The following is a 24133-nucleotide window of genomic DNA, read 5'->3' as shown; positions in this document are numbered from 1 at the left end:
AGTTCAGCGCGCCAGCGGGTTGCCGCCATTCAAGGCGCGCAGCTGGAGCAGCGCCTCGATCGCGTCGCGCCGTGTGTCGAGGATCGCGCCGGTCGCCTCCATATAGGCCTGCTGCATCTGGGTGTAGGTGGTCAGCGGAATCGCCCCGAGCCGATAGTTGCGATCGGCCTCCGCGGCGGCGGCGGCAAAGCGCTGGGCCGAGGCGCCGTCCCATTTCGCCAGCGCCGCGCGCTTCGCCTGATATTGCGCGGCCTGGTCGAACACCTCGCGCAGGATGCGGCGCTCGGCGGCGATCAGCGTGGCGTTGGCCTGGGCCTGCCGTCCCTGCTCGGCGGCGACGTCGCCCGCCTGCCGGTTCCACAGGGGAATGCTGGTAGTGAGGCGCACGCCGACATTGGTCTCGCGAATGTCCGAGCGGGCGCGGTCATAATATGGGCCGACGCTGACCACCGGAATCCGCGCCTTCCTCGCCAGGTCGACCCGCAGCCCCTGCTGCTCGAACTGGGCGCGCAGCGCCTGGAGCTCGAAATTATTGGCGCTCGTGCGTTCCGCCAGGAGCGCATCGGCCGGTAGATCGGGCAGGCCCATGTCGGGCCGGACGATGCGGACGCGTGCGGCGAAGGGGGCGCCGCGCAGCTGATTGAGCTCGTAGAGGATCGAATTCGCCTCGGCATCCGCCGCCGCCGCGGTGCGCTCGGCACTGATTGCGCTGGCCTGGAGCGCGGTCGCCTCGAGCTGCGGCGCGGGGCCGGCGGGGTCGCGCGCGACGATCACCTGCGCCAGCGTCCGCATCCGGTTGGCGACCGCGCGCGCCGCCGCCGCTTTCTCGTCCGCCGCGAACAGCCGGTAGCCGAGCGAGCGCGCCCGCGCCGCCAGCGTCGCGTCGAACTGCTGCAGCCCGATCCGGGCGAGGGCTATCTGCCGGTCCGCGATCGCCCGCCGCAGCGCGATCCGCCCGCCGAACTCGATCGGCTGGGTCACCGAGACGGCATAGGTCATCCCTTCGCCGTTCAGCGCGCCAGTTTGCACGTCGGTCGCCCGGCGCTGGCCGAATTCGACGGTCGCCTCGGGATCGGCCCAGCGGCCGACGGCCTCGCGCTCCACGCCGGCGGTCTCGATCTGGCGCTTGTAGAATTGCCGCTCGGGATTGTTGGTGACGACGTCCTGGGCCAGCGCGTCGAGCGACAGCGCGGGGCCGCTCTGCGCCAGCGCCGGCACTGCCACACAGAGCCCCAGGGCAGCCGCCAGCATCCGCATCTTCGGTCTCCGATCCATGGTGCCGCCCCTACCGGCGCCGCTTGGCGGGCGTCGACTAAAACCGCGTTCAGACTCTGAACCGCAATTCAGTTGACCCCGCGGCGCTCGCGCACAAACACCGCAGGCGTGACGCAGATCCTGCTCCTCGAAGATGATTCCGGCACCGCCGACGAAATCCGGCTGGAACTCGCCGCCGCCGGCTTCGCAATCGTGCACCGGACCACGCTGGCCGGGGCAGCGGAAACCGTACGCGCGGGCGGTATCGACCTGCTGATCGTCGACCGCCAGCTGCCCGACGGGGAAGGGCTGGACCTGATCGCAGCACTTCGCGCCGACGGCTTCCGCACGCCCGCACTGGTGCTGAGTGCGCTCGGCAGCCTCGACGACCGCGTCCGCGGCCTGCGCGCGGGCGGCGACGACTATCTCCCCAAGCCCTTCGCGCTGGTCGAGCTGCTCGCCCGCGTCGAGGCGCTGCTCCGCCGCCCGGACGAGCGGCGCGACACCCGGCTGATCGTCGGGCCGCTCGATCTCGACCTGCTCGAAGGCAAGGCCAGCCGCGCCGGGCGCCCGCTCGACCTGCTGCCGCGCGAGCTCAAGCTGCTCGACTATCTGGTGCGCCGCCCCGGCCGGATCGTCACTCGCTCGATGCTGCTTCAGGACGTGTGGGGCTACAGCTTCGAGCCGAACAGCAACGTCGTCGACGTCCATATCGGCCGCCTGCGCCGCAAGGTGGATGGCGAGGGCGAGGTGCAGCTGATCCGCAACGTGCGCGGGCAAGGCTATGTCTTCGATGTTCCGGCCTGATCCCCGCACCCGCGCGACCTGGCGCTGGGGCGGCGCGATCGCCGCGATCCTGATCCTCCAGTCGCTGGTGCTGGCGGGGATCTTCTGGGTGACCGCGACCAGCAACCATCGCCGCGCGATCGAGCATATCCTGGCCGACGATTGCAGCTTCTTCGCGCTGACCCCGCCCGCCGAGCGCGCCGAGGAACTCCGCGAGCGGCTCGCCCGCGACATCCACCGCGAGCGGTTCCTGGCGCTGTTCGACGCGAACGGGCGGCGCATCGCCGGCAATGTCGCGACGCTGCCGGTGCCGGTGCCCGATGCGGGCGCATCCTTCGTCGCGCCGGTCGCCCCCACCGAACTGCCGGGCAAGACCAGCGACGTCGCCCGCCTGACGCTCTGCCCGCTGTCGGACGGGACGCGCCTGCTCGCCGGCATGGACCTCGACGATACCGAGGAGGCGCTGCGGCTTACCTGGCAGTCGCTGCTGTTCGGGCTGCTGCCGGGGCTGATCGTGGCGCTGGGCGTCGGTCTCGTCGCCGGGCGGCGCGCGGCGCGGCAGGTGGATACGGTACGGCTGCTGACCGAGCGCATCGTCTCCGGCGACCTCAGCCAGCGCCTGCCGGTGTCGGCGCGGCCGGACAGCTTCGGGCTGCTCTGCGCGCACATCAACACGATGCTCGACCGGCTGCAGATGCTCGTTGCCGAGGTCCGCGGCATCGGCGACGACATCGCCCACCAGCTCCGCACCCCCCTCACCCGGCTGCGCGCCGGGCTCGAACGCGGTCTGCGCGAGGCCGAGGATCGCGCCGGCTTCGAGGCGGTGATCGAGCGCGGCCTAGCCGAGATCGACAGCCTGCTCGGCATCGTCGCAGCGCTGCTGCGGCTGCGCGAGCTGGAGGACGGCGAACGCCGCAGCCGCTTCGCGCACGTCGACCTGCAGCAGCTGGTCGAGGATGCCTGCGACCTGCACCGCCCCGTCGCCGAGGATCGCGGCATCACGCTCCGCTGCGACTGCGTGGCCGTGCCGCCGATCGAAGGCGATGCCAGCCTGCTGATCGAGGCGGTGGCGAACCTGATCGACAATGCGATGAAGTTCGGCCCCGCCGGCGGCACGGTGACGGTACGGCTGGAACGCGCAGCAGGCGAGGCCCTGATCACCGTGGCGGACGAGGGCGACGGCGTGCCCCCGGCCGAGCGCGCGCTCGTCACCCAGCGTTTCTATCGCGGACGGCGCGACGGGGCCGGCGCCGGGCTGGGCCTGGCGCTGGTCAAGGGCATCGTCGATCTGCACGGCTTCACCCTAGGCTTTGCGGCCGAGGGGAGCGCCGTCACGATCCGCTGCGCCTAGCCGTCGACGTCGCGGCGGAAGGTCTCGGGCAGGAAGAACAGCCCGAACACCAGGGTCGCGGCGGCGACCACCACCGGATACCAGAAGCCGTGATAGATGTTGCCGTTGGCCGCGACCATCGCGAAGCCGATCGCCGGCAGCAGTCCGCCGAGCCAGCCATTGCCGATATGATAGGGCAGCGACATCGAGGTGTAGCGGATACGGCTGGGGAACAGCTCGACCAGCATTGCCGCGATCGGCCCGTAGACCATCGTGACCAGCAGCACGAGGTAGAAGAGCAGCGCCACGACCAGCGGCTTGTTCATCGCCGCCGGATCGGCCTTGGCCGGATAGCCGACCTTGGCGAGCGCGCCGGTGACCGCCGGCTTGGCGGGAATGTCGCCCCTGGCGGGAACGGCCGGGGCGCCGACCACTTGCGCGGTGAAGGTCGCGATCGCATGTCTGCGCGCATCACCGGTGAGCTGGCGCGGGTCCGGCGCCGTGAAGCGCTGGCCGCCGATGGTGATCGTCGCGAGCGAACCCGGCGCCGCCGCGACATTCTCATAGTTGATGCCGGCCTTGGCGAGCGCGTTCTTGACGATGTCGCAGCTGGTCGTGTCGAACTTGTTCTGGCCGACGGGATCGAACTGCGGCGAGCATTCGGCCGGATCGGCGGCCACCGTCACCGGCGCCGAAGCGAGCGCCCGGGCCAGCGCCGGGTTGGCGGCATTGGTCAGCGCGTGGAAGACCGGGAACAGCGTCAGCGCCGCCAGCGCGCAACCGGTCAGGATGATCGGCTTGCGCCCCACCTTGTCCGACAGCCAGCCGAAGAACAGGAAGAAGGGCGTGGCGAGCAGCAGCGCGGTGATCGCCAGCGTGTTCGCGGTCAGGCCGTCGACCTTCAGCATCTTCTCGAGGAAGAACAGTGCGTAGAGCTGGCCGGTATACCAGATCACCGCCTGGCCCGCGATCGCGCCGAAAAAGGCGATCAGCACGATCCTGAGATTGCCCCAGCGACCGAACGCCTCGGTCAGCGGCGCCTTGGAGGCGGTGCCTTCGGCCTTCATCTTCTTGAACACCGGCGATTCGTGGAGCTTCAGCCGCAGCCAGAGGCCCACCGCCAGGAACAGGCCGGACAGCAGGTACGGCACGCGCCAGCCCCAGTCGGCAAAGGCGGCCTCGCCGACGCCGGTGACCGGCGAGCGCACGGTGATGACGATCAGCAGCGCCATCGCCAGCCCGGCCGTCGCGGTGATCTGGATCCAGCTGGTGTAGAAGCCGCGCTTCCCCGCCGGCGCATGCTCGGCGACATAGGTCGCCGCCCCGCCATATTCGCCGCCCAGCGCCAGCCCCTGGAACATGCGCAGCACGACCAGCAGGATCGGCGCTGCCACGCCCGCCGTCTTGTAGGTGGGCAGGCAACCGACGAGGAAGGTGGAGAGCCCCATCACCAGCAGGGTGAGGATGAAGGTATAGCGCCGCCCGACCATGTCGCCGATCCGGCCGAACACCAGCGCCCCGAACGGCCGCACGAGGAAGCCCGCGGCGAACACCAGCAGCGCCATGATGAACGAGGTGGTCGGGTTGAGCCCGGTGAGGAACTGGGCGGCGATGATCGTGGTGAGCAGGCCGTAGAGATAAAAGTCGTACCATTCGAACACGGTGCCGAGCGAGCTGGCGGTGATCACGAGTTTCTCGCTGCGGGTCGCCTCGTGGTGGCGCGGCATGGCATCGGGCGGGCTGGTCGCCATCGATCGTCTCTCCCTGGTGCGCGGGTGGTTCCCGCATGTCGTTCGGTTATGCTCCGGCAATACTGACAAGCTGCGGCGCGCTTGCCTAGTCGCCATCCCGCGCGGCACGCGTTGAACGAATCGAACCGCTCCGGCTTTTCCGCTACGGTTAGCCCGTTTGCAGATGGACGTTCGGAGCGTAAGCACCCACTCATGAGCCCAAGGACCGACGACACTGCTCCCAGCGAACCCGTGCAGACGGTGTTCGCCTCGATTGCCCCCTCTCCCGCCTTGCGCGAGGAGGAACCCTATGCGCGCGACGAGCTGTTGCACGAGATTTTCGAGGCGGCGTGCCGCCAGCATGGCTGGCGCTGCGCGGTGCGCCAGCTCGGCGACGATCCGGAGAGCAGCCGCCGCACCGCGCTCAGCTATGTCGAGCTGCGCGACCGCGCGCTGCGTTTTGCCCACCAGCTGCGCGGCATGGGCGTGCAGCGCGGCGACCGCGTCGTGCTCTGCCTGCCGCGCGGGCTCGACCAGTATATGGCGATCCTCGGCGTACTCTGGGCCGGCGCCTGCTATGTGCCGGTCGACTGGACCTATCCCCAGGACCGCATCGACTTCATCGTCGAGGATAGCGGCGCGGTGCTGGTCGTCACCGAAAGCGCCCGCGCCGCCGAGATGACCATCCGGGTGCTCGCCGTGGACACCGCGCTGGGCGACCTTGCCGCGCGCGAGGCGCTGCCGCTGAGCCGGGCCGAAACCGGCGCCACCCCCGACGACCTCGCCTATATCATCTATACCTCGGGCACGACCGGCCGCCCCAAGGGGGTGATGATCACCCATCGCAACGCCGCGCACCTGGTTCGCTCCGAAAGCGCGATCCTCGCGCTCGACACCGACGACAAGGTATTCGGCGGGTTCAGCCTCGCCTTCGACATGTCGGTCGAGACGATGTGGAGCGCGTTCTTCGTCGGCGCCGAGCTGCTCGTCGCGGGCGAAGCACTGGCCAAGGCCGGACCGGACATGGCCGAGGTGCTCGCCGCCGAGAAGGTGACGATCTGGCACGTCGTGCCCTCGCTGCTAACCCTGGTCGAGACCGAGATGCCGGCGCTGCGGCTGCTCAACCTCGGCGGCGAGGCCTGCCCGCCCGACCTGGTCGATCGCTGGGCGCGGCCGGGCCTGCGCATCCTCAACACCTATGGCCCGACCGAAACGACCGTGACCGCGACCTGGACCGAGGTCCAGCCCGGCCGCCGTGTCACCATCGGCCGGCCGCTCCCCGGCTACACCGCCTGGATCGTCGACGAGAAACTGTGGCCGGTCCCCGCCGGTGCGGAAGGCGAATTGGTGCTCGGCGGCCCCGGTGTCGGCGCGGGCTATGTCAATCGTCCGGACCTCACCGCCGAGAAGTTCGTTCAGACCCCGTTCAACGGGCCCGACGGCAAGCCGGCGCTGATCTATCGCTCGGGCGACCTCGTTCGCCTCGATGCGGTCGGCGACATCGACTTTATCGGTCGCATCGACACCCAGGTGAAGATCCGCGGCTTCCGCGTCGAGCTCGGCGAGATCGAAGCGGTGATCGCCGACGATCCCGTTATCGCCCAGGCCGTGGTCCATCTCTTCCGCGACGAGGACGGCGCCGAATTCCTCGCGGCCTTTATCGTCGCGCGCGGCGGCGCGGCGGTCGATCTGGACGCGGTGCGGGCGCGCGTTCGCGAGCGGCTGCCCAATTACATGCGCCCCGCCGGCTACCAGCTGCTCGACGCGCTCCCCACCCTGCCCGCCTCGGGCAAGGTCGACCGCAAGGCACTCCAGCGGCCGGCAATCGCCCCGACCGGCGAGCGCGAGACCGTGGCCCCGGCCACCCCGCTGGAGGCGCAGCTCCACGCCGTCTGGACGGAGGCGTTCGCGCCGCAGAAGGTTTCGGTCACCGACGACCTGTTCGAGGATCTGGGGGGCCATTCGCTCAAGGCCGCGCGGCTCGTCTCGGCGATCCGCAAGACGCCGGGGCTGGCCGGCATCTCGATCCAGGATCTCTATGCCGCCCCCACCATCCGGGCGCTCGCCGAGCGGCTGAAGGACAAGGTGACGGGGGAGACCTCGGCTGCCGAGCTGCCCTTCCACCACACTCCCGCCCTCACCCGCTGGCTGTGCTGGATCGCGCAGACGATCGCGCTGGTGCCGATCTACGCGATCGCCGGGCTGCAATGGTTCTTCCCGTACGTCGCCTATGTGCATCTGTCGGGCGACCTGAACCGCGCGCCGGCGCTGATGGTCAGCGGGCTCAGCTTCCTCGCCATTCCCCCACTGGCGATGCTCGCCTCGATCCTGGTCAAATGGGTGGTGATCGGCCGCTACCGCGCGGGCGATTATCCGCTGTGGGGCAGCTATTATTTCCGCTGGTGGTTCGTCCGCCGCTTCTCGGAGGTGATCGCGACCCCCTATCTCGCCGGCACCCCGATGATCCGTGCCTATTACCGGCTGATGGGCGCAAAGATAGGCAAGCGCGCCTTTATCGGCCGCGGCAACATCGATGCGGCCGATCTCGTGTCGATCGGCGCGGACGCGGTGGTCAGCGACTATGCGATGCTCGCCACTACCTCGGTCGAGCGCGGGCTGCTGCGCATCGGCGCCGCGACAATCGGCGCGGGCGCGTTCGTCGGCTCGATGGGCGTCGTCGGGCGCGACTGCACGATCGGCGAGGGCGCGGCGCTCGAGGACCTGTCGGCGCTGCCGGTGGGCACCACCATCCCGGCCGGCGAGCGCTGGAGCGGATCGCCCGCCCATGTTATCGCGACCGGCATCCCGCGCCAGGGCGATGGCGAGGCCGGCCCGGTCCGGCGCCTGCTCACCGGCATTGCGCTGACCATCGGCGCGCTGCTTCTGCCGATCGTCGCGATCCTGCCGATCGCACCTGGCCTGCTCTGGATGATCGAGATCGACTGGAACACGGAGAGCTACAGCTATCTGCTGATCTCGCCGCTGCTCGCGGTCACCTATGTGCTGCTGATGTGCGTGCTGACCGTCGCGGCCAAACGGCTGTTCCTCGGCCGCGTGCGACCGGGGCGCTATTCGATCCATAGCTGGTTCTATGTCCGCTTCTGGTTCGTCCAGCAGGTCAACGACCTCGCGCTGCGGCTGCTCCACCCGATCTACGCGACGCTCTACGTGGTGCCCTGGTACCGCGCGCTGGGCGTGAAGGTCGGCCGAAGGGCGGAGATTTCCACCGCGGCGGCGATCGTGCCCGACCTGGTCGAGGTGGGGCCGGAGAGCTTCATCGCCGACGCCGTGCTGTTCGGAGCGGCGCGCGTCGAGCCCGGCGCAATCCAGCTGGCGCACACCAAGATCGGCCGCCGCTCGTTCATCGGCAACTCCGCGCTGCTGCCGGCCGGTGCCACGATCGGCGACGGCGTGCTGATCGGCGTGCTCTCCAAGCCGCCCGAGGACGGCAGCGCCGCCAATCCGGACGGCACCTGGTTCGGATCGCCGCCGATCTCGCTGCCGGTCCGCCAGACGGTGGGCCTGTTCGACGAGGGTGCGCGGTTCAACCCCAGCAAGCGGCTGATCGCCACGCGCCTCTGCATCGAGGCGATCCGCGTGACGTTGTCGCTCACCCTGTTCGTCGCCTTCTTCAGCCTGCTGCTGTCGATCGTCAGCGAGCTCGACGATCTGCGCGGCGGCGGCCACTGGATCATCGTGACCTTCCCGTTCCTCTATGTCGGCTTTGCGCTGGCGTGCGGGTTGTCGGTGGTGCTGCTGAAATGGCTGGTGATGGGGCGGTACAAGCCGACCACCCAGCCGCTGTGGAGCACCTTCGTGTGGCGGACCGAGCTGGTGACCGCGACCTACGAGAATCTCGCCGTGCCCAACCTGCTCGAGCCGCTGCGGGGCACGCCGTGGCTCGCCGCCTATCTCCGCCTGCTCGGCTGCAAGATCGGCAAGCGCTGCTATATCGACACCACCGACGTGACCGAGCAGGACCTGGTGCGGATCGGCGACGATGTCGCGCTCAACGATTTCGCCGGCCTCCAGACGCACCTGTTCGAGGACCGGGTGATGAAGGTGAGCGGGGTTACCGTGGGCGACCGCGCGACGATCGGCTCCTATGCGATCGTGCTCTACGATGCCGAAATCGGCGAGGACGTGCAGCTGGGGGATCTGTCGGTGGTGATGAAGGGCGAGACGCTGCCGGCCGGCACCGCCTGGGAAGGCTCGCCGGCGCAGCTCGCGAAAGAGGTTTGAGCCCGCCGGTATGGCTGTCCGGGCCGATCGCGGACTGGCCGGCAGGGGATCGGCCGATCGCCTGGCATGTTCGGCTGGACGATCCGGGGGTGGCGCAGCTCTACGCCGCCGGCGCCGTACGGGCGGAGGACCTGCGCGATCTGGCGAACAAGCCTTGCGCCGAACTTCGCCTCCGCCGCCGGCAGCTGACGCGCCTGCTGCTCGCCCGCGTGGCCGAGCTGCATCCGGATCGGCTTCAGCTCGGGCGGTCACCGCTGGGTGCCCCGCTGGTGGCCGAACCCGCGGGCTGGCATGTGAGCGTCGCGGGGCGCGGGCCCGAGGCGCTGATCGGCGTGTCGCGGGCGCCGATCGGGGTGGATCTGGAGGAAATGCTGGATACGCCCCTGCCCGAGGACGCCCTCACGGCGCGAGAGCGGCTAGCCTCGCACACCGCCGATCCGCTGGCGTGGACCGCCTGCTGGGTCGCCAAGGAAGCCCATGCCAAGCGGATCGGCATTGCATCGTCGGTCGATGCTGCTTCGATCGACACCCATCCGGCCGACTCCGGCTGCTGGATCGCGACAACGAAAGACGCGCGCTCGCGCTGTCACCTTCGCCAAGCGGGCGCGCTGCTGCTGGGCGTGGCGGTGGCGGACGGAACCGCCACCGCCGCTCGGCTCACGCCGTCCGCTGCCAGCCGCCGCCGAGCGCGCGGAACAGGTTGACCTGCGCCTCGGCGATCGCCGCATCCGCCGTCGCCAGCGAGGCCTGGGCATCGGCGAAGGTGCGCTCCGCATCGAGCAGGTCGAGCGAGTTGATGTCGCCCTCGGTCTGGCGCGCACGGGCGATGCGCACCGCCGCTTCGGCCTCGTTGAGCGCCGCCTGCAGCGCCGTGCGCCGTTCGAGCGCGCGGCCATAGGCGGAGAGCGCGGTCTCGGTCTCCTGCAGCGCGGTCAGCACCGTGCCGTCGAAGGTGGCGAGTGCGGCGCGGCTATCGGCTTCGGCGGCCGCGATGCGCGCGCGCGCCGGGGCCGGGTTCACCGTCCAGTTGATCAGTCCGCCGACCAGCCAGCGCAGCGGCCCCGCGCCGAAGATGTTGCCGAAATCGTTGCCGGTGGATCCCCCCGACGCGCCGAGCGAGATTCGCGGATAGAGATCCGCCGTCGCCACGCCGATCCGCGCGGTGGACGCCGCCAGCCGGCGCTCGGCCGCCCGCACGTCCGGGCGCCTGGCGAGCAGCGCCGCGCCGTCGCCGACCGGAATCGGCTGATCGAGCCGCAGCGTCGTCCGGCGCTCGCGCGCTTCGGCGGGCAGTTCGGCCGGGGTCTTGCCGATCAGCGTGGCGAGGCGGAACAGCGCCGCATCGCGCTGAGCGGCGAGCGCGGGCACATCGGCCTGGCGCTGGTTGCGCAGCGCCGCGATGCGCGCGACGTCGAGCCGGGTCGCCAGCCCGACGTTGCGGCGGCGCTGGGTGAGGTCGATCGACTGGTCGAGCAGGGCCACGATATGCTCGGCCACCGCCAGCCGCTCGGCCGACGATACTGCATCAGCATAGGCCCGCGCCGTATCCGCCGCGACGATCACGCGGACCGCATCGGCATCCGCCTCGGCGGCGGCGACATCGCCGCGCGCGGCCTCGACATTGCGCGAGATGCGGCCAAACAGGTCGACCTCATAGGAAACGCTGAGGCCGGCATCGACCTGCCAATCCTCCTGCGCAGTGCCGATCGGACGCTGGCCGACGGGCAGGCGGCCGTAATTTGCACCCGCACTGGCGGTCCCCTGCGGTAGTCGGTCCGAAGTTGCGCCGCGCAACGTGGCGCGGGCCCGCTCGATCCGGGCAACCGCGACGCGAACGTCGGTGTTGGCGGCCAGCGCTTGCGTCACCAGCCTATCGAGCACCGGATCGTTGTAGAGCCGCCACCAGCCCTCCTGCACCGGGGCGGTCGACACCGCCGGGGTGGTCGAGAGGAATGCCCCCGCGGCGCTCTGCGGCCGGGCGGGTGCGGTGTAGTTCGGGCCGGCGGCGCAGGCGGAAAGCGCCAGCGCCGAGACTGCGGCCATGATCGAAGCCATGCGTTGCATGCGAAATCTCCTGAATGCTTGAGACCCCTTCCCCCGCCGTCACCCCAGCGAACGCTGGGGTCTCCCTGGGGCTGGGCTGCAACGGTGCAGCGCATCCGGTGGAGATCCCAGCTTTCGCTGGGATGACGACTGGAGGATGGGTCGCCTTCCCTTTCCCTTACTCGGCCGGCTGGAGCTGGTGATGCTCGCCACCCTGCCCGCGCCGCCGGGCGAGCCGCGCTCCAGCCGCGCGGCACACCACGTAGAAGGTCGGCGTGAACAGCAGGCCGAAGCCGGTGACGCCCATCATCCCGAAGAACACCGCCGTCCCCAGCGCCTGGCGGAGCTCGGACCCCGCACCGCTCGCGATCAGCAGCGGCACCGCGCCGAGGATGAAGGCGAAGCTGGTCATCAGGATCGGCCGCAGCCGGTCCTGCGCCGCCCGCACCGCGGCTTCCACCGGCGACAGGCCGTCGCGGACCTCTGCCTGGTGGGCGAACTCGACCACGAGGATCGCGTTCTTGGCGGCGAGCGCGATCAGCACGACGAGACCGATCTGCGTCAGCACATTGTTGTCCATGCCGCGCAGGTTCACGCCCGCCATGGCCGCCAGCAGACACATCGGCACGATCAGGATGATCGCCAGCGGCAGCGTCAGGCTCTCATATTGCGCCGCCAGCACCAGGAAGACGAACAGTACCGCCAAGGCGAACACCAGCCCTGCCGTGCTGCCCGCCATCTTCTGCTGATAGGCGATGCCGGTCCACTCGCCCGCATAGCCCGCCGGCAATTCGGCCGAGAGCTTCTCCATCGCGTCGAGCGAGGCGCCCGAGCTGTAGCCCGGCGCGGTATCGCCATCGACTTCCACCGCCGGGAACAGGTTGTAGCGCGTCACGCGGTACGGGCCCGTCTTGTTCGCGAAGGTCGCGACCGATCCGATCGGCACCATGCCGCCGGCATCCGAGCGCGTCTTGAGGTTGGCGATGTCGGCCTCGGTCTCCCGGAAGGGCGCGTCGGCCTGCGCGGTCACGCGGTAGGTGCGGCCGAGCATGTTGAAGTCGTTGACGAAGGCCGAGCCGAGATAGACGTTGAGCGCTTCGAACACCCGCTCCGGCGGCACGCCCAGCATCTCGGCCTTGCGGCGATCGATATCGGCGAAGACGCGCGGCGTCGCGGTGTTGAAGAAGGTGTAGACCTGGGCGAGCCCCGGCGTCTTGTTGGCCTGGCCGATCAGCCCGAAGGCGGTATTGCCCAGCGCCTGATAGCCATGCTCGCTACGGTCCTCGACCATCAGGCGGTAGCCGCCGGCCGAACCGATACCCTGGATGAGCGGCGGCGGGACCACGAGCAGCATCGCCTCGTTGATGTCCGCGGTGCGCTTGCGCGCCTCGGCCATGATGCCGGCGATGTTGACGCCGAGCTTCTTGCGCTCCTCGAAGCTCTGCAGCGGCACATAGGCAGCGGCGCTGTTCGGAGCGAGCGTCTGCGACGGGCCGTCAAAGCCCGCGAGCATCACCGAGCCCTTCACGCCGGGGATCGGCAGGATGCGCGCGACGACCTTGCGCATCACCTCGTCGGTACGTTCGAGCGACGAGCCCGGCGGCAGCTGGATCACAGTAAGGAAATAGCCCTGGTCCTGCGCCGGGATGAAGCCGACCGGCGTCACCCAGAAGGTCGCGACCGTCGCGGCGATCAGGCCGAGATAGGCGACCATCATCCGCTTGGGCCGGGTGACCAGCGTGTGGGTGAGGCGGGCATAGCCGTTGCTCATCCGCTCGAAGCCGCGGTTGAAGGCGTCCGCCGCACGCCCGAACACGCGGCCGATCCGCCCCTTTGCCTCGCCCTCGTGATGCTTGAGCAGCACCGCGGCGAGCGCCGGGGAGAGCGTCAGCGAAACGAGCAGCGAGATGGCGGTGGCGACCGAGATCGTGACCGCGAACTGCTTGTAGAAGGCGCCCGAAAGCCCATTCAAAAACAGCGTCGGCAGGAACACCGCGAACAGCACCAGCACGATCGCGACCAGCGCGCCCGACACTTCGTCCATCGAGGTACGCGCTGCCTGGAGCGGGGTCATGCCCTGCGCCAGGTTGCGCTCGACATTCTCGACCACGACGATCGCGTCGTCGACGACGATGCCGATGGCGAGCACCAGTCCGAACAGCGACAGGTTGTTGAGCGAGTAACCAAGCGGCAGCAGCACCGCCATGGTGCCGATCAGCGAGACGGGGATCGCCACCACCGGGATGATCGCCGCCCGCCACTTCTGGAGAAACACGATCACGACGAGGACGACGAGCACCACCGCTTCGCCGAGGGTGTGGTACACCGCGTCGATCGACTGGGCGATGAACTCGGTGGGGTTGTAGATCACGCGATATTCGAGGCCCTTGGGGAAGGTCTTCGAGATCGTGTCCATCTCCGCCTTGATCCGCAGCGCGGCGGCGAGCGCGTTGGAGCCCGGGCGCTGGAAGGCGGCCAGGATCACGGTCGGCTGGTTCGAGAGATAGGTGTTGGAGGAATAGTCGGCGGCGCCGAGCTCGACGCGCGCCACGTCGCTCACGCGGACCTGGCGGCCCTCGCTATCGGTGCGGATGACGACGCGACCGAACTCGGCCGGGGTCTTGAGGCGGCCCTGCGTCTCGACGTTGAGCTGGAAGGCATTGCCGCTGCGCTGCGAGCCCGGCTGGCCGAGCGATCCTGCCGCGACCTGGATATTCTGCCCGCGCAGCGCCTGGACGATATCGCCCGCGGTGAGGTTCAGCGCGGCGGCGCGGCCGGGATCGATCCACACGCGCATCGCATAGTCACGCGCACCGAACATGCGCACGTCGCCCACGCCTTCGAGCCGCGCGAGGCGGTCCTTAACCTGGGTCAGCGCATAGTTGGAGATGTAGCTGCGGTCGATCGAGTTGTCCGGCGAGATCAGGTTGACGACCATCAGGAAGTCGGGGCTGGTCTTGCGCGTGACGACGCCGAGCCGCTGCACTTCCTCGGGCAGGCGCGGGATCGCGACCGCGACGCGGTTCTGCACCAGCACCTGCGCGGCATCGAGGTTGGTGCCGGTCTTGAAGGTGACCGTAATGGTCACGTTGCCGTCGCCGGTCGACTGCGACGACTGGTAGAGCATGTCGTCGACGCCGTTGATTTCCTGCTCGATCGGCGCGGCGACGGTTTCCGCCACGGTCTCGGCCGACGCGCCGGGATAGCTGGCCGTCACCGTGACCGTCGGCGGCACGATGTCGGGATATTGCGAGATGGGCAGCGCGAAATAGGCGATGCCGCCCAGGATCGTGATGATGATCGCGATCACCGCCGCGAAGATCGGGCGGGTGATGAAGAAGCGTGAGAGGCGCATGGCCTTCTCCTTTTGCGAGCGAAATGGGCGCGACAAATCAAGCCCCTCCCCTTCAGGGGAGGGGTTGGGGTGGGGCTGTGTCTCACCGAGACCAGCCCCTGTTCTGGAATCCCTCCACCCCAACCCCTCCTCCCAGGAGGAGGGGCTTGAGAGGGCGGAGCTCAGTGCGCGAAGGTAGCCTGGCCGTTGACCGGCGCGGAGACGACGGGGGCTTCCGATGCCGCCGCCGGCGTGATGACGCCGGCCTTGGGCTGCACCTTGCCGCCGGGCTGGGCGAACTGGATGCCGGCGATCACCACCTTGTCCTGGGGCGTGAGGCCCGATCGGACGATGCGGAGACCGTCGACCACCGGGCCGAGCACCACGGGCTTGGGCACCACGGTGCCGTCGGCGCCGACGGTGAGCACCAGCTTGCGCGCCTGGTCGGTCTGGATCGCGGCGTCGGGCACCAGCAGCGCCTGCGCCTTGCCGCCCGCGGCGAGCCGCATGTTGCCGAACATGCCGGGCGTCAGGAACATGTCCTTGTTCGACAGCACCGCGCGGGCCCGGATCGTGCCGGACTTGGGATCGAGCCCGTTGTCGGTGAAATCGATCTGCCCCTTCCAGCGATACTCGCCTTCGTCCTGCAGCCGGATCTCGACCGGGCTGGCGGACGACCCCGCCGCGCGCTTGGCCTTGAGGAACAGGGCTTCCGAGCCGTCGAAGGTGAAGTAGATCGGATCGAGCGCGTTGATCGTGGTCAGGAGCGTACCCCCCTGCCCTTCGCCGGCGGCGACCAGATTGCCGGGATCGACCTTGCGATCGGAGATGCGGCCCGAAATCGGCGCACGCACCTGGGTGAATTCGACGTCGAGCGCACGGGCGCGAACCCGCGCCTCCGCTGCCGCCACCGAAGCGGTCGCCGCACGGACGCGCGCCTGGAGCCGTTCGACATCGCTCTTCGACACCGCCTCGACGCTGACCAGTCGCTGGGCGCGATCCAGATCGGAACGAGCGAGCGCCAGATCGCTCTGCGCGCTCGCAAGACCGGCCCTGGCCTCCGCCAGCGCGGCGGCGAACGGACGCGGATCGATGGTGAAGAGGAGCTGGCCCTGCTTCACCACCATGCCGTCCTTGAAATGGATCGCGGTAACGGCGCCCGACACGCGCGGCCGCACCTCGACGGTGCGGCTCGCCTCGAAGCGGCCGACATATTCGTCCCACTCGTTGACTTCGCGCGACAGCGGCGTGGCGACGGTGACAACGGGTGCGGCCGGCGCGGCCACCGCAGGTGCGTTGCGCCCGCCAAGGCTGAAGCCGGCGGCGACCACGCCTACCGGCACGACGACCAGGGCAGCCTTCTGCCAGGTGCGCAAGCGCTTGGGGCGGCGTGCGACCGCCGCCTCGCCCTCAATGGGCGTATGCATGTTCATGATGGTTCCCCTGATTCAGCGCCGCGCGACCGCGGCTGATGCTGGTAAGCAGCGTCTCGAGCTGACCGGGCGTGTAGCCGGCCTCGTAGAAACGCTGGATTTCGGACTGCGGCACGCGGAAGCCGCGATGCCAGGAGACGACAGCGACGCGGCGCAGCGCCTCGAGCTTGGGGTCGGCCAGCCGCGGATTGCCGCGGTCGCCACCGAAGATCACGCCGAGCGCGATCGAGAGCCGGCTGGGTGCCTCCAGCGACGAGAGGCGATCGCCCTGTGCGATGGCGACGACCTGCCATTCCAGCGCGCTCAGCTTGGTTTCCTCGCGGGTGCTGGCGAGAAAGGCGGGAAGGGCCGCGGCGTTGCCTGCCATGTCGGCGAGATCGAGATATGCCATGTCATTCTCCCTCGGTTGCACCGGCGGCGAGCAAGGCTCCGCCCTTCCCGGAAGCGCCTGTCGCGGTGCCGGGTGCCGGGATGATGTGTTCTGGTCGTGCGTCATGGATCGCAGCGGTAGCGCGCTCCGTCCATCTGCCCGCAGGCAGCGCCCGTTAGGTCGTAGGTATGAAGAGGTTGAGCCTAGGGCTCACCCCGTTTCTTGCGTGCAAGCTGGCGCATGTCCGCGTCTCCGTCTGCCCCGCGAGCCCCGGGGGGCGGCGGATCACTTTCTATACCAAGTGGTATATAAGTCACGCTGCGGTGCGTCAACAGCCTTTTTATACCGGCCGGTATTTTTCTTCGCAAGCCGGATTTTCACGGTAGCGAAATGAGTTATCGGGTCGGCCACATCGAGAGGCTGGTCTGTACGAGCCGTTCGAGATCGGCGCAGGTCGCCCCTGCCCCGCTTTGCAGCGCAATGCCCTGCAACAGCGCGATCAGATAGGCGGTCAGCCCCTCGGGATCGGCATGGTCGGGAAGATCGCCTTCCGCCTTCGCCCGTTCGAACCGCGCGACGATCGCACGCTTGGCCGACTCGCCGCGCTTCAGGACTTCCTCGCGGATCGACTCCGCCTCGGCCCCGCAGGCCACCGAGTTGATCACGCCCATGCAGCCTTTGGGATCGCTGCTGTCGCGCTGCCGTTCCAGCGCGCCGCGCAACAGTGCGTCCGCCACGCCCCGCGCGGTCGGCGCTTCCAGCGCGCGCCCGATATAACACAGCTTCTCGCGCTCGTAGAGCGCCAGCGCCTTGCAGAACAAGGATTCCTTGTTGCCGAAGGCAGCGTAGAGGCTGGGCCGGGTGATGCCCATCGCTTCCGTCAGATCGGTCAGCGACGCGCCCTCATAGCCCTTGGTCCAGAAGATGCGGAGCGCCGCCGTCAATGCCTCGTCGACATCGAACTCACGGGGGCGGCCCTTGGCAACGGTACAAGCAGCGGTTTTCATAACGAGCGGTATATAACCCTAGTGGCAAAGGATTGCCAGTACGCGCTTGTCCGCAATCGCGGTGGAGACGGCGCCCGCCTCCACCGCGCGCGATCGTTACGGGCGAACGCCGCGCACGCCGTTCAGCACGGCCAGCGCCGCGATGCCGAGAAAGGCCGCGCTGGTCCAGGGGCGCGCCTTGGCGAAGCTCTTCGCCTTCTCGGTGATCGGAGCGTCGCCCGAGAAATGGGCGCGGATATCGTCGGTAAGGGCCGTCTTGCCGTTCGAAACGGTCTTGGTCGCGTCGGTCATGGTCGTCTCCGTGGATCCGGGCGCGGGAAGCCGCGCACCTCGCCTCAACGTCCGCCGGGGCCCTGGTTTCCCCAAAAACAAAGGTCCCGGCGTTGCGGCCGGGACCAGGAGTCGTCGGGGGACGAGGGGATCAGAAGTTGAAGCGCACCCCGACGCGATAGGTGCGGCCGATCGTGTCGTAGAGCGCCGGGTTCACGTCGAGGCCGGTATTGGTCTGCGGCGAGGGCGCGGGATCGACGTTGAACAGATTGTCGACCTTGAAATAGGCCTGCACGCCGGTGGTCACCTTGTACGATCCGCCGACGTCCACATAGAAGGCGCCGGGCATGAAATTGCGGCTGATCGTCGGGTTGTTGCCGGTCGAGGCCGGGCATCCGCTCTGGCAGACGACATATTGGTTGCCGAACACGCCGTCGGAGAACCAGCGCTCCTGCACCAGCAGGCTGAACCGGTCGTTGTCGTAGCTCTGGATCGCCAGCCACTTCCAGCTGGGCGTCGCGCCGGTATTGGCGCCAGCATTGTCCACCGTCGCGACGCCAGCGATGCCGGCGCGGACCAGGAACTCGCTGACATGCGTGCCGAGCGCGCGGACGGTGAAGTTGCCCGGCAGGCCCAGCGGGCGCGCCCAGCGATAGCTCGCCTCGATGTCGACGCCGCTGGTCTTCCAGCTCGCCAGGTTGAACGGCTGGACGTTGATGAAATTGCCGCCTTGCACCGGGCTGTTGAGGACGAAGCCACCGCAGAAGGCCTGGTTGCCCTCGAAACAGAAGCGGACGATCTGGTCGGCCGAAAGCGTCGAGACCACACCGCTCAGCTTGATCGTGTAATAGTCGACCGACAGGCTCAGGCCCGGCAGCCAGTGCGGATTGGCGAGGGTGATGCCCACTTCGGTGTTGCGGGCGATTTCCGGCTTCAGGTTCGGGTTGCCCACCGTGTTCTGGAATGCCTGCACGGCGCCCGCCGGCGGGAAGGGATTGGCGAAGTTGGGCAGCGTCGTGACGGTCGGCGCGGCGAACAGTTCGGACAGGTTGGGCGCCCGCACGTCGCGCGAGGTGACCGCGCGCAGGCGGATGCCGTCGATCGGCGTCGCCCAGGTGCCGCCGACCTTCCAGGCCCAGACCGTACCGGAGGTACTGTAGTGGGTGTAGCGCGCGGCGGCGTTGAGGTTGGCCCGGCCAAGGCTCTCGCTGTCGAGCAGCGGGAGGTTGGCCTCGGCCGAGGCTTCGTAGACATTGTACTTGCCGCCACCATTCTTGTAGTTGCCCGCGGCCCAGTTGCTGCCGGTCTGCCCGTTGAGCAACGGGTCGACCGGATAGGCGGCACTGTTGGGGCTCGACGCCCCAGCTCCGTACGGATCGGCGTTCACGCGGTAGAACTCGCGGCGATATTCGCCGCCGATCGCGAGGCTGAGCGGGCCGGCCCACAGATCGATCAGATTGCCCGACAGGTTGGCGCTCACCACGTCCTGGGTCAGCTTGGTGTGCTGGAACGGCCCGTTGGCCGGCGTGACATAGGCCAGTGCCGCCGCCGAGGGCGCGAAGCCGCCGAAGATGTTGATCGGCTGGCAGCCTGCGGCGCGCGCGCCCGCATCGGCACAGACGATCGCGCCGTTGAGGGTGATCGCGTTGGTCGCGGCGACATAGCGGTTCTGCAGCACGATATCGTGGACGTTGATGTCCGAGATGGTGACGCCGTGCTCGTAATAGGCGTCGTAATTCCACTCGCCGCCCGCCGCCGTGAACTTGCCCTTGCCGCCGAGCACGCCGCGATACTGTCGGCGATCGGTATAGACCTGCGGATCGGGGAAGGCGCCGTTGCTGGTACCGAAGTTGAACGAGGTGACGCCGGCGCTGGCGCAGCGATCGCGGACCAGCTGCGGCAGGAAGGGGTTGGCGCACTGCACGGTGAGGTTCGGGCGGTTATAGCCCGGGCTCGGCTGGTTGTTGGTCTTGACCTGGCCGATGTTGAGCGTCGCGTAGATCTCGTTGCCCGGCGCGATGTCGTAGCCGATGCGGGTATAGCCGACGACGCGCTGGAGCTTGGAGACCAGCGACGCGCCCGACCCCGGCGCCCCGGTCAGGTCGCCGCCGACGCAGAAGGCGTTGCCCGGATAGCAGTTGCTCACCCGGCCATTGCCGAGCGGCTGGCCGCCCGAGCCATAGTTGAAGTTGTACGGCGTGCCGTTGGCGTCGAACGCGATGCCCTGGAGCGGGCCGTTGTTGATCAGGCCGTAGCGGGCGTACTGATAGGGCTGGGCATAGTCGCTATAGACGAACTGCGGCGACCCGTTGTTGGTCTGGTTGGTGTTGAGCAGCGTGGTCGCCTTGTACCAGGTGCGGCTGCGGGCAAGGTCGGTACCGAAGTCACCCGGGCCGACGCCGCCGTCATGGGCATATTCGCCGCTGACGATCAGGTGCAGCCGGTCGCCGGCGAACGACCGCCCCCAGGCGCCCTGTGCCAGGATCTGCTTGTTGTCGCCGTACGTGGTAATGCCGCCCTGCACATTGGCCTTGAAGCCGGTGAACCGGGTATCGGTGACGAAGTTGACCACGCCGCCCACCGCATCCGAGCCGTAAGAGGCGGAGGCGCCGCCGTTCACGACGTCGACGCGCTGGACCAGAAGCTGCGGGAACAGGCTGATGTCGGGCACGCCGGTCACGTTGGCGGCGGCGACGCGCTGGCCGTCGAGCAGCGTCAGCGTGCGGATCGTGCCGAGCCCGCGCAGCGAGAAGGAGCTGAGGCCCTGCTGGCCGCTCGAGGTGCTGAACGTGCCGGTGGCCGCGCCGGTCGAGCCCTGGAGCGAGGGCAGCTGGGCGATGGTGTTGAACAGGTTGGGCTGCGCATTGGCGGCGATCTGCTCGGCCCCGATCACGGTGGTCGGCGTCGGCGCGGTGAAGCCGTTGGCGACGATGCGCGAGCCGGTGACGACGATCTGGTCGTTCTGCTGGGTCTGCGCGGTCGTGTCCGCCTGGGGCACCGCGGCGGGCGCGGGGTCGGCGGTGGTCTGGGCCTGCGCCGTGCCGGCAGCGCCCATGGCCGCCAGCGCGATCAGGCTGGCGCCGCAAAGGCGCCGATGCGAAGTGAAAATGCCCTTCATTTGGTCGAACCCCTCCAATGTTTTCCGGTCGTTACCCGACCCGTGGCGATGCTGGTTCGACGCTAGTCCGGCCGGGGCCCGCCGACACCTACGACATAGGTGGTAGACGGCCCCGGCAGCGCCTTAGGGCCGCGTCGCGTAGAGCGCGTGGTGGGTGAGGAGGAACAGCGTGCGCCTGTCCTCGCCGCCGAACAGGATCTGCAGGGGCCGCTCCGGCACGTCGATCCTGCCGACTTCCTTGCCGTCCGCGGCGTAGACGAACACCTGCCCGTTCGCGACATAGACGCGCCCGTCCGGCCCCACCGCGACGCTCTCGCCGCCGCGGTTGGCGAAGGGCTTGAGGTTCACCAGCGTCCCCGCCGGCCCGACGGTGCCGGCATACGTGACGTTCTCCGACCCGTTGGTGACGAACAGCCGCTCGCCCTGCTTGCCGCCGACGAGCCCGTTGGCATTGAGCGCATGCGACCAGCGCCAGCCGACATGGTCGGTCGGCCCCTGCTGCCACACCCGGAAGGCGGGCAAGGCGATGCTGCCGTCCGGCGAGACATAAGCCTGCGCCTTGGGCTCGCCGGCTTGCCTAGCGAACAATTCGGCCATGGTGGTGAACTGATAGGTTTGCTGATTCAGCTGGTCGCGAAATTCGCCGTTCGCCCACCAGTTGACCGGGAGCAGCGTCTTCGCGCCCTGGGCGATGGGCGTCGGCTCGATGCGGGTAAGCTGGTCGCGCGGACCATCGGGATCGATCGAATAGACGGCGCCTTTCGGCCCCAGCGACGAGAGCACCAGCAGATGGCCCGAGGCGTCGATCGCGAGGTTGACCGGATCGAGCGCATGGTCGCGGATCACCTCCAGCCCCTTGGCCTCGGTCCAGCGCTGGATGCGCTGGAAGCGGCGGTCGATGAAGTAGAGCCGGCCGGCCGCATCCACCGTCGCCCCGGAGATCGAGTAGAAGCCGTCCTCGAGCTTCTCGACCTTGCCGGTCAGCGGCTTCTCCGCCACCTGCCGCTCGACCGCCCCGATATCGAGCCTGGCGAACTCGCGCTCGCGCACCAGCCGCTTGCCGGTCACGTCCTGGATCGCGTTGTCGAACGGATATTTGCTGGCGCGCAGGAAGGTGCCGCAGCCCTCGTCGTCGCAAGCCGCATAGCCGCTCTCGGCATTGGTGTGGAGATTGCGGAAGCGGATGTCCGAGGCATTGAACAGCCGCACCGCGCTCAGCGCCGGGTGGTAGCTGCGGGTCACCCGGTAGGTGTGATAATTGGCGAACAACAGGTTGCGCGAATTGCGGATTTCCAGCGAGACGGCGTCGGGTCCATCGCCGACTTCCTGCTCGGTCTGGGGGGCAAGGAACTCCCAGTTGGCGACATTGTCGAGCACGATCTCGTTGCGGACGTGATGCTCGACCGACATCTCGTACACATGCCCCGGCGTGCTGGTGTTGGTCACATAGAAACCGGCCTGGGCGAAGGTGTTCGGGCTCCACACATCGGTGAAGGTGCCGCCGCCATTGTCGGTGACCCAGATGCTCGGATATTGCGCGTCCCAGCGGCCGTCGGCGACCGGATCGCCGCTATGCGCCTGCTGGGTGCCGAGCGACTTGCCGTCCGCAGTGGGCGTGCCGCCGCCACCCATGATCTTCACGTCGTGCATCAGGCTGTTCGCACCCGAGCGCCACAGCACCGCCGAGGCGCGCGGGTTCACCCGGCCGGTGAACAAGCCGAGGCCGGAGACGATGTTGTCGCCGCCCTGCGGCGTCTCCAGGATGGGCACGACGCTGCCGAGCCCCGCATGGACGGGATTGTTGTCGGGAAGGGTGAGCTGGGTGATCGCCGGGTGCAGGCCGATCAGCACGGTGTCCGGCCGCAGCTTCAGCCGGTCGGTGACTTTGTAGAAGCCGATCGGCAGGTAGAGCACGCGGTTGCCGTCGATCGCCTTCTGGAGCGCGGCGGTGTCGTCGGTGGTCCCGTCGCCCTTCACGCCCAATTTCCGGACGTTGACCCATTCCGCCATCGGCGGCAGCGCGCGGACGGCGGGATCTCGCGGCGCCGGGAGAGGCCCAAGCGGTTCGACCTCTGCCTGAAGATCGTACGTCCCCATCTCGCCCAGCGTCGGCACCTTCAGGCCATAGGAGAAGGCGCCGACGCGGTATGCCCGGCCCTTCCCCGCCACCGTCTTGCCGCTCTCGCGGAAGCGGGCGAAGACCGGGCTGTCGATCGCCACCGCATTGTCGAAGCCCACTTGCGTGAACACGTTGTTTTCGTTGGAGATCACCACGCCGGCTTTGGACACCCGCTCGAACCGCACATCCTTGCCGTAGAGCGAGTCCGAATACCCGCGGTCGATCTCGATCCCGACGGGCGTGTCGCGGATCGCGACGTTGACCAGCGTCAGGTCCACCTCATGCTCGCGGATCGCCGCCTCGCGCTGACCGTCGAAGGTCGAATCGATCAGGGTGAACTGCCAGGCGGGCGAGGTCTTTTCGGTGACGATGCCGTAGCGTCCGCCCTTGAACGCCACCTTCTCCATCACGTTGCCGGCCTGATAGACCCCGGCAAAGCCGGAGCCGATGCGGAACTCCATGTGGCTGAGAAAGCCATGCTGCGCCATGCGGAAGCGCACGCCGGCCGCCGCGGGATTGCCGGCACCGATCTCGATGTCGACATTGCTCATTGCGGAATAGAAGGTGCCCGAATTGGCGTCGCGGACGATCCTGTCGCGCGGCACCACGGTGGGCACCGGGACCGGCACCTTGCCGACGGCATATTGGTCGTCGCCGGCGAACACGATCATCGTGGAGACACCCTGCTGGAAGCCGGGCGTATTGGCGCCGAGCAGGATCACCGGCCGCGTCGCGCCGATGCCGTAGAGGCGCACGCCCGCGGGCACCACCAAGGTGCGGCTGATCCGGTAGCGGCCGGAGGGCAGGAAGACGATGCCATGGCGGGTGGCGTCCCGCGCATCGTCCAGCGCCCTCTGCAACGCGGCGGTGTCATCCGCCTTGCCGTCGCCCCGTGCCTTCACCGTCACGGCGTGGGGCTCATCGGGCGCGGTCGGAAAGATCGAGGCCTGCTGGGCGAGAGCGGGGACCGTCAGCGAGGTCGCGACGAGCAATCCGGCGAGCAGGCAGCGCATATGTATCCCCATCCTAACTATCTGATTGCAGGGAATAACCAACGTACAGTCGCCCGACACCTGCGACCAAGGTCGTAGTTTCCA

General features: G+C 68.7%; 14 protein-coding genes. 4 read left to right on the top strand and 10 right to left on the bottom strand.

The window, feature by feature from the left end; genetic code table 11:
• Window positions 1-3: 3 nt before the first annotated feature.
• Window positions 4-1257 carry a TolC family protein gene (locus QZ814_RS14355; protein ID WP_294333612.1) on the bottom strand — a complete coding sequence of 418 codons (1254 nt, stop codon included), beginning with the start codon at window positions 1255-1257 and terminating at the stop codon, window positions 4-6.
• Window positions 1258-1383: 126 nt separating this feature from the next.
• Here QZ814_RS14355 and QZ814_RS14350 point away from each other — a divergent pair, with 126 nt between their 5' ends.
• Complete coding sequence (locus QZ814_RS14350; protein ID WP_294333455.1) at window positions 1384-2061, top strand: response regulator transcription factor; 678 nt, start codon at window positions 1384-1386, stop codon at window positions 2059-2061.
• A complete protein-coding gene (locus QZ814_RS14345; RefSeq protein WP_294333453.1) occupies window positions 2048-3391 on the top strand; it encodes an ATP-binding protein in 1344 nt (447 codons plus the stop codon). Before QZ814_RS14350 ends, QZ814_RS14345 begins: the two co-directional genes overlap by 14 nt.
• Here QZ814_RS14345 and QZ814_RS14340 read toward each other — a convergent pair.
• Entirely contained in the window at window positions 3388-5121 is a 1734-nt protein-coding gene (locus QZ814_RS14340) for an MFS transporter (RefSeq protein ID WP_294333451.1), read from the bottom strand. The two genes, QZ814_RS14345 and QZ814_RS14340, sit on opposite strands and share 4 nt — an antisense overlap.
• A 192-nt stretch (window positions 5122-5313) precedes the next feature.
• Between QZ814_RS14340 and QZ814_RS14335 the strand changes: the two genes are divergently transcribed.
• Window positions 5314-9342 carry a Pls/PosA family non-ribosomal peptide synthetase gene (locus QZ814_RS14335; protein ID WP_294333443.1) on the top strand — a complete coding sequence of 1343 codons (4029 nt, stop codon included), beginning with the start codon at window positions 5314-5316 and terminating at the stop codon, window positions 9340-9342.
• A complete protein-coding gene (locus tag QZ814_RS14330; RefSeq protein ID WP_294333441.1) occupies window positions 9339-10046 on the top strand; it encodes a 4'-phosphopantetheinyl transferase superfamily protein in 708 nt (235 codons plus the stop codon). Before QZ814_RS14335 ends, QZ814_RS14330 begins: the two co-directional genes overlap by 4 nt.
• Here the strand turns inward: QZ814_RS14330 and QZ814_RS14325 are convergent.
• The 8 genes from QZ814_RS14325 to QZ814_RS14290 form a co-directional block, all read right to left on the bottom strand.
• A complete protein-coding gene (locus tag QZ814_RS14325; protein WP_294333439.1) occupies window positions 10000-11406 on the bottom strand; it encodes an efflux transporter outer membrane subunit in 1407 nt (468 codons plus the stop codon). The genes QZ814_RS14330 and QZ814_RS14325 overlap by 47 nt on opposite strands.
• Before the next feature lie 157 nt (window positions 11407-11563).
• Window positions 11564-14740, bottom strand: a complete 3177-nt coding sequence (locus QZ814_RS14320; protein ID WP_294333438.1) for a multidrug efflux RND transporter permease subunit — start codon at window positions 14738-14740, stop codon at window positions 11564-11566.
• A gap of 161 nt (window positions 14741-14901) precedes the next feature.
• Window positions 14902-16152, bottom strand: coding sequence for an efflux RND transporter periplasmic adaptor subunit (locus tag QZ814_RS14315; RefSeq protein WP_294333437.1), 1251 nt, complete (start codon window positions 16150-16152; stop codon window positions 14902-14904).
• Window positions 16130-16543 (bottom strand): hypothetical protein, encoded by a 414-nt coding sequence (locus QZ814_RS14310; protein ID WP_294333436.1) that lies wholly within the window; start codon window positions 16541-16543, stop codon window positions 16130-16132. The genes QZ814_RS14315 and QZ814_RS14310 overlap by 23 nt, the downstream gene beginning before the upstream one ends.
• Before the next feature lie 374 nt (window positions 16544-16917).
• On the bottom strand, window positions 16918-17529 hold the full coding sequence (locus tag QZ814_RS14305) for a TetR/AcrR family transcriptional regulator (RefSeq protein ID WP_294333435.1): 612 nt from the start codon (window positions 17527-17529) through the stop codon (window positions 16918-16920).
• Between the two features lie 96 nt (window positions 17530-17625).
• Window positions 17626-17820, bottom strand: coding sequence for a hypothetical protein (locus QZ814_RS14300; protein ID WP_294333432.1), 195 nt, complete (start codon window positions 17818-17820; stop codon window positions 17626-17628).
• Between the two features lie 130 nt (window positions 17821-17950).
• Window positions 17951-20917, bottom strand: a complete 2967-nt coding sequence (locus QZ814_RS14295; protein ID WP_294333430.1) for a TonB-dependent receptor — start codon at window positions 20915-20917, stop codon at window positions 17951-17953.
• A gap of 123 nt (window positions 20918-21040) precedes the next feature.
• Entirely contained in the window at window positions 21041-24055 is a 3015-nt protein-coding gene (locus QZ814_RS14290; protein ID WP_294333611.1) for a glycosyl hydrolase family 28-related protein, read from the bottom strand.
• Between the last annotated feature and the right edge of the window lie 78 nt (window positions 24056-24133).

Origin of the sequence: uncultured Sphingomonas sp., from assembly GCF_913777625.1 — a bacterium.
Lineage (GTDB): Bacteria > Pseudomonadota > Alphaproteobacteria > Sphingomonadales > Sphingomonadaceae > Sphingomonas.
Note: the sequence above shows the minus strand (reverse complement) of the source record. Positions and strands in the feature narration are given on the sequence as shown.